The organism is Gemmatimonadota bacterium, assembly GCA_022560615.1.
Taxonomy (GTDB): Bacteria; Gemmatimonadota; Gemmatimonadetes; order Longimicrobiales; family Gaopeijiaceae; genus UBA1138.
In genome coordinates this window covers 1-5,381 of the sequence record JADFSR010000085.1, presented here as the reverse complement: position 1 = coordinate 5,381, position 5,381 = coordinate 1, and the positions used below count along the sequence as shown (strand labels likewise).

General features: G+C 65.7%; 7 protein-coding genes. 2 read left to right on the top strand and 5 right to left on the bottom strand.

All coding sequences use genetic code 11. The features are described from left to right. Positions 1-114 precede the first annotated feature (114 nt). Positions 115-426 carry a helix-turn-helix transcriptional regulator gene (locus IIB36_20150; GenBank protein MCH7534053.1) on the top strand — a complete coding sequence of 104 codons (312 nt, stop codon included), beginning with the start codon at positions 115-117 and terminating at the stop codon, positions 424-426. Continuing rightward, positions 419-1,711 (top strand): type II toxin-antitoxin system HipA family toxin, encoded by a 1,293-nt coding sequence (locus tag IIB36_20145; protein MCH7534052.1) that lies wholly within the window; start codon positions 419-421, stop codon positions 1,709-1,711. Before IIB36_20150 ends, IIB36_20145 begins: the two co-directional genes overlap by 8 nt. Before the next feature lie 139 nt (positions 1,712-1,850). Here the strand turns inward: IIB36_20145 and IIB36_20140 are convergent, their stop codons facing one another. From IIB36_20140 to IIB36_20120, 5 genes are all read right to left on the bottom strand, one after another. Beyond that, entirely contained in the window at positions 1,851-2,063 is a 213-nt protein-coding gene (locus IIB36_20140; GenBank protein ID MCH7534051.1) for a hypothetical protein, read from the bottom strand. A gap of 9 nt (positions 2,064-2,072) precedes the next feature. Then, positions 2,073-2,390, bottom strand: a complete 318-nt coding sequence (locus IIB36_20135) for a hypothetical protein (GenBank protein MCH7534050.1) — start codon at positions 2,388-2,390, stop codon at positions 2,073-2,075. 137 nt (positions 2,391-2,527) lie between these two features. After that, the gene (locus tag IIB36_20130) at positions 2,528-3,829 is read right to left on the bottom strand and encodes a P1 family peptidase (GenBank protein MCH7534049.1); all 1,302 of its coding nucleotides are present in this window, start codon (positions 3,827-3,829) and stop codon (positions 2,528-2,530) included. Then, the gene (gene cyoE, locus IIB36_20125; GenBank protein ID MCH7534048.1) at positions 3,741-4,631 is read right to left on the bottom strand and encodes a protoheme IX farnesyltransferase; all 891 of its coding nucleotides are present in this window, start codon (positions 4,629-4,631) and stop codon (positions 3,741-3,743) included. The genes IIB36_20130 and cyoE overlap by 89 nt, the downstream gene beginning before the upstream one ends. A 203-nt stretch (positions 4,632-4,834) precedes the next feature. Further along, positions 4,835-5,152, bottom strand: coding sequence for a PadR family transcriptional regulator (locus IIB36_20120; protein MCH7534047.1), 318 nt, complete (start codon positions 5,150-5,152; stop codon positions 4,835-4,837). Between the last annotated feature and the right edge of the window lie 229 nt (positions 5,153-5,381).

The window sequence follows — 5,381 nt, the reverse complement described above, 5'->3', positions numbered from 1 at the left end:
TGTGCCCCCACGCCAGCTTCAGCGCTTTACCGCGGCACCGGACGTGGGAAACGGCCCGCGAGGCCCCGGTAACCACTATATCTTGGGGTCGGTGGACGTAAGGCAATACCCCCTATGTGTCAAATAAGAGCTACGGATACGAGCAAAGAGATTCTCCAAGAGGTAGGGGCCAGGCTGCGCGGCTTCCGACTCCAGCAGAACGTGACGCAGGCCGAACTAGCCGAGACCGCGGGCGTGGGACAAGCGACTATCAGGCGCGCGGAGGCCGGGGAGAACCCCCGCCTGGAGACGCTCGTAAAGATTCTGCGAGCGCTCGGCCGTGTCGAGGCGCTGGACAGCTTCCTACCCGAGCCGCTGGTCTCGCCGATCCGGCTTGCGGAACAACGCGAGCGCAGGCGCCAACGGGCACGCCGGAGCCATGGCTGAGACGTGGCCCGAACCTCCTGTCGCGGTGGTCAATCTGTGGGGCCGACGCCTCGGCGCGGTCGCGGAGGACTCGGCCGGCGCCATCACTTTCGAGTACGACGACGACTTCCGACGGAGCGGTCTCGAGGTCTCCCCGCTTCATGTGCCACTCTCCCGAAGCGGGCCCATGAGCTTTCCCGAACTTCGTCGCGAGCTCACTTTCAACGGCCTTCCAGGGCTGCTGGCCGACTCACTGCCCGACGACTTCGGCAACCGCGTGATCCGGCGCTACTTCGAGCAGCAGGGGAGGCCGGGCGCGGAGCTGAGCCAGGTCCAGCGCCTCCTCTACATGGGCTCGCGCGCGATGGGGGCGCTCGAGTTCGAACCGGCGTACGCGCCCCCCGACGGTCCGGCGTCGGAGGCGCTGGAGGTCGCGCTCCTCGTGAGTCAAGCGCGCAGTCTCGTCGAGCGCGACGCGGAAGCGGCGATCCCCGAGATCATGCGCGTCGGTGGGAGCGCTGGCGGTGCGCGCGCCAAGGCCGTCGTTCTGTGGAACCGCGAGACGCGACTGATACGTTCGGGTTTCGCGTCGCCGGAGGCGGGTGAAGAGCCCTGGATCATCAAGTTCGACGGCGTGCAACGCGGGTCGGGCGGCACAACGGCGGATGTGGCGTACGACTCCCTCCCGTACGGGCGCACCGAGTACGTGTATTCCGTGATGGCCCGCGCGGCCGGCATCGAGATCGAGCCGACACACCTCATGGAGGAGCGCGGTTTCGGTCACTTCATGACCCGGCGCTTCGACCGGCCTCCCGGCGGCAAGCTGCACATGCACAGCCTTGGGGGGATGCAGCACGTCGACTTCAACGACCAGTTCGCCCTCTCGTACGAGGATTACTTCCGTACGATCCGTGCGCTCCACCTGGGGCAGCCCACCGTCAACGAAGCATATCGGCGCATGGTCTTCTCGTTCGCGACGCTGAACCGCGACGACCACGTCAAGAACTTCGCTTTTCTCATGGATCGTGAGGGCCGGTGGCGACTCGCCCCCGCTTATGATGTCGCCTACGCCGCCCACAGCCCGTGGACGCGGCAGCACCAGATGTCGGCCAACGGGAAGCACATCGATTTCACACGGAACGATCTGCTCGAGGTGGGCGCACGGTTCGATGTGCCGCACGGCGGGCGCGAGATCATCGAGCGGGTCTTGGACTCCCTCGCGCTCTGGGCGCCGACCGCCCGGGACGCCGGTCTCGGCCGCGAATGGACGCAGGCGCTAGAAGACGAGTTCGTGCGGTTCGGTTAGAGCACCTTGGGCTCGGGCCCGATACCGAGCTGGATCCACCAGATGGAGAAAGCGAGCGACCTACTCATACGTATCTTCTGTATCAAGAGATACGTATTCTCGACCGGAGCCAATTATTCTGCCGTAGGCCGCCGCACCCTCACAGCAGCCGCCAGAACTCCCTCCTCAAGCCGACCGCGTCCATGATCGCCTGGCTTGCTTCAGCGCTACGGCCACGCCACTCGGAAGCAAGCCGCTCCGCATACCAGAGCTGCACGAGCGCCCACATCTGAGCCAGGTCGACCGTCGCTCCCCGCGGATGACCCGTGCGCTCCAGCCAGGCATCGACGTCCGCTTCCGACCGGAAGGCCAGGTAGGTGCGTCAGGTGAAGCCGATGTCGAGCCAGGCGTGCCGAGGCGGAGCGACCAGGTGGATCACTCCGTCGTCTCCTGCGAGCTGCCCGTCACGGACCCCGAATTCCATCGGGACGCCACTCTCCTGACACCGCGTGCGTGTCCACCCGTCGGTGCCCAGAATCGCCGGTACTCCGAGGGCGTCCCACGCGCAGTTGGCGTAGCACGTCATGTGCGGCGTCTCGACCGGGTATTCGGTCTCGACGCCCGAGAAGGGGTTTGCCATCCACACACCACTTCCGTCCGGCGTCGGCGCGATCTCGTGGGCGTCGTAAAGCACTGTCAAGGAGACGGTGATCTGCTCGGGCGAGGCGCCGACGGAAGAGGCCAGCTGCTCGAGGGAGGGCGACGCACCGGTCTCCCTGAAGACGCGGTAGATCTCGGACCGGACCGACCAGTCGAAGTCCGACGGGCCCGCCGTGCTCAGCGGATCGCTCCGTAGCGCCTGAGGATCTCCAGAGTTTCTTCGATCGGCAGCGCCTCTACGGTGCGGCCGTTGCTGGTGACGGTGACGGCCTTGAAGAGCGAGTTGTAGATCGCCTCTTCGGTCGCTTCTACGGTCGCCTCGAAGAGCGGAGAGATACTGCTGTTCGCGAGGTCGTCGATGGAGTGTACTCCGCCGGTCGGCGAGCGTCGGACCCCGTTGGCCGTGGAAAAGGCGATCACGTAGTCGCCTGAGCCATTGCTCGCGAACGAGCCTGTGCGGGCGAGTCCCATGATCGCCCGGCGCGCTAGCCGTTCGAGGCTGCGGTCGGACAGCGGCGCGTCGGTCGCCACCACCATCATGATCGAACCCCACTCCTGCTCGTCCACCTGAAGATCGTAGACGGTGGCCCGTGGATCGTAGTCGTCGGCCTGGGGATCGGAGTCGTCCGGGTCGCCGACCTGGTCGGCGTACGGATAACGACCCAGTTCGATGCCTACTGGCGCCCCATTGATCTGCAGGATGCCGCCGTGGTTGGACTGCACCAGCACACCGACCGTATAGCCGCCCAGGCTCTGGGGCAGCACCCGGCTGCTCGTGCCGATCCCGCCCTTCCAGCCGAAGGCGCTCGTACCGGCGCCGGCACCCACCGCACCCTCTTCGACCGGACCGCCGCTCGCTGACTCGAGCGCCTGCACGACGTGCTCCGCGGTAATGGGCCGGGAGCGGATGTCGTTCAGCCCACCGTCGTTCGTTTCGCCCACCAGCGCGTTGAGCGAGCGCACGTTCTCCATCCCGTCGAGGGCGAGCATCCACTCGACCATCGCGTCGGCCGCCTTCCAGACGCACAGCGTGCACGTGAGCAGGATCGGCGTCTCCATCTCGCCGAGCTCGCGCACCTGCGTCACGCCGAGCAGCTTGCCGAAGCCGTTGCCCACGTGGATCGCGGCCGGAACCCGGCTGAAGTAGGGGTTGCCGCCGTGCGGTAGGATTGCGGTAACGCCGGTTTGAACGGAGACGCCGTCGGACACCGTGGTGTGGCCCACACGAACCCCAGCCACATCCGTAATCGCGTTGTGCTCTCCTGGCGGGAAGATGCCGACCGTGATGCCCAGGTCGCGCGCCCGCGGGCGTTCGGCGGTCTGGCCGGTCGCAGTGCCAGGTATCGCCGTCAGGGCCAGTGCGAGAATCAGGCGGTGCACGGTATACCTCCTAAACGCGAACGGTGTCGACGAGCATGAAGGCCAACAGCAGCGGGTGATACAGCAGGGAGGCGAAGAAGACTTTTCGGGCACGGGCATCGGTCAGGTCCCTGGCAGCGCTGATTGCGGTGAACATGAATGCGGCGCCGAGCGCGGTCGCTGCCACCGCGTAGATCATGCCGGTATAGCCGAGGTAGGTCGGAATCCAGCTCACGGGCAGCAGCAGTCCTGTCGCCAGCACCATGTGGAATCCGATGACCTTGGCCCCTCCGCCCGGGATCAGCTTGAAACCGACGCGCGCGTAGTCTTTCCTGAGCATCCAAGCCAGGCCGAGCACGTGGGGCAGCTGCCAAAGGTATCCGATGGCGAACAGCGCCAGGCCGCCGCGATCGATCGCACCGGTTGCGGCGGTCCAGCCGATCAGCATGGGCAAGGCGCCAGGAACCGCTCCCGCGAGCGTGGCCGCGAACGATCGTGTCTTGAGCGGCGTATAGACGGCGTGATAGACCAACGCGCTTGCGGCCGCGATCGCCGCCGGAAGGGCACCAACGGCGATCGCCAAGTAGATCAAGCCACCGAAGAGTAGCGCTGTACCGAAGAGGAAAGCCTCGGTCGGCTCGAGACGCTTCGAGGGAAGCGGCCGTCCGCGAGTGCGCACCATGATCGCGTCGTATTCGCGCTCGACGTACTGGTTCAGCGAGAGTGCACCCGCGGTGGCGATACCGGTACCGAGTATTGTGTGAATCGCGGGAAGCAACGCGAGGGACCCTCCGGAGCCCACGAAGGCGCTTGCGCCAGCTGTGATCATCACGTACCCGGCGATGCCGGGCTTGGTCAGCTCGTAGAAAGCCCGCGCACGGGAAGTGCTGGCGGTCGTAATCTCGGTCGTCGCTTGGTCCATGCGTGCACGGAAGCTGACCGAGCCCTATTCGGTCCGCAACGCCTGCACCGGATCAACCCTGCTCACACGCCGTGCGGGAGCCAAGCGGTGGAATCGCTCTTCGAGGTCTCCGGCGAACGAGTCGTGGACGGAACCGGGCAGCATTACGCGGAGGAGTGCACGCGCGGCCAAAGGGGGGCGGTGGGCGCTCGGGCGGTCGAACCTCAATGCTCCGCCGTCGTCGGTAGGCCTTCCCAGAGGCGATCCATCTCGTCTCGAGCCGCCTTCACGCCGGTCATTCCCTCAGGCGTGATCTCGAAGTACCGCTTCGACTTTCCTCCGCGCACCGGCGCGGGGTCGGCCAGGCGCGAGCGAAGAAAGCCCTTCTTTTCCAACCGGACCAGCGTCACGTAGATGGCGCCCTGTGCTACCGACCGAGCGGTGCGCACCTCCAGTTCGTCACATACCGAAGCACCGTACGCACCGTCGCCCAGCCGCCACACCGCCAGTAGGACCTGCTGCTCGAAGTCGCTTGGGTTCATGCCTGCCACGCGTTGCGTCTCCCGAAAAGCGTTGATCGGCGGGGTCGCCCGGCGGCCTTATTATACATACGAGATAGTTAATATACACTTGTGCCAGCACATTGGGAAACACGACTCCCGTTTGATCGGTAGTATGTGGGGTTAGCAACCCCGTAAGACGTCTCTTCGGTATGAGCCAGTTCCACGACTTCAAAGCCAAGGATCGCAGACGCCACGAGCGCCGCATCTG

Excerpts from the sequence above, each read along its gene's own strand:
- IIB36_20150 (MCH7534053.1), top strand. The coding sequence starts at position 115 with ATGTGTCAAATAAGAGCTACGGATACGAGCAAAGAGATTCTCCAAGAG.
- IIB36_20145 (MCH7534052.1), top strand. The coding sequence starts at position 419 with ATGGCTGAGACGTGGCCCGAACCTCCTGTCGCGGTGGTCAATCTGTGG.
- IIB36_20130 (MCH7534049.1), bottom strand. The coding sequence starts at position 3,829 with ATGCCCGTGCCCGAAAAGTCTTCTTCGCCTCCCTGCTGTATCACCCGC.
- cyoE (MCH7534048.1), bottom strand. The coding sequence starts at position 4,631 with ATGGACCAAGCGACGACCGAGATTACGACCGCCAGCACTTCCCGTGCG.
- IIB36_20120 (MCH7534047.1), bottom strand. The coding sequence starts at position 5,152 with ATGAACCCAAGCGACTTCGAGCAGCAGGTCCTACTGGCGGTGTGGCGG.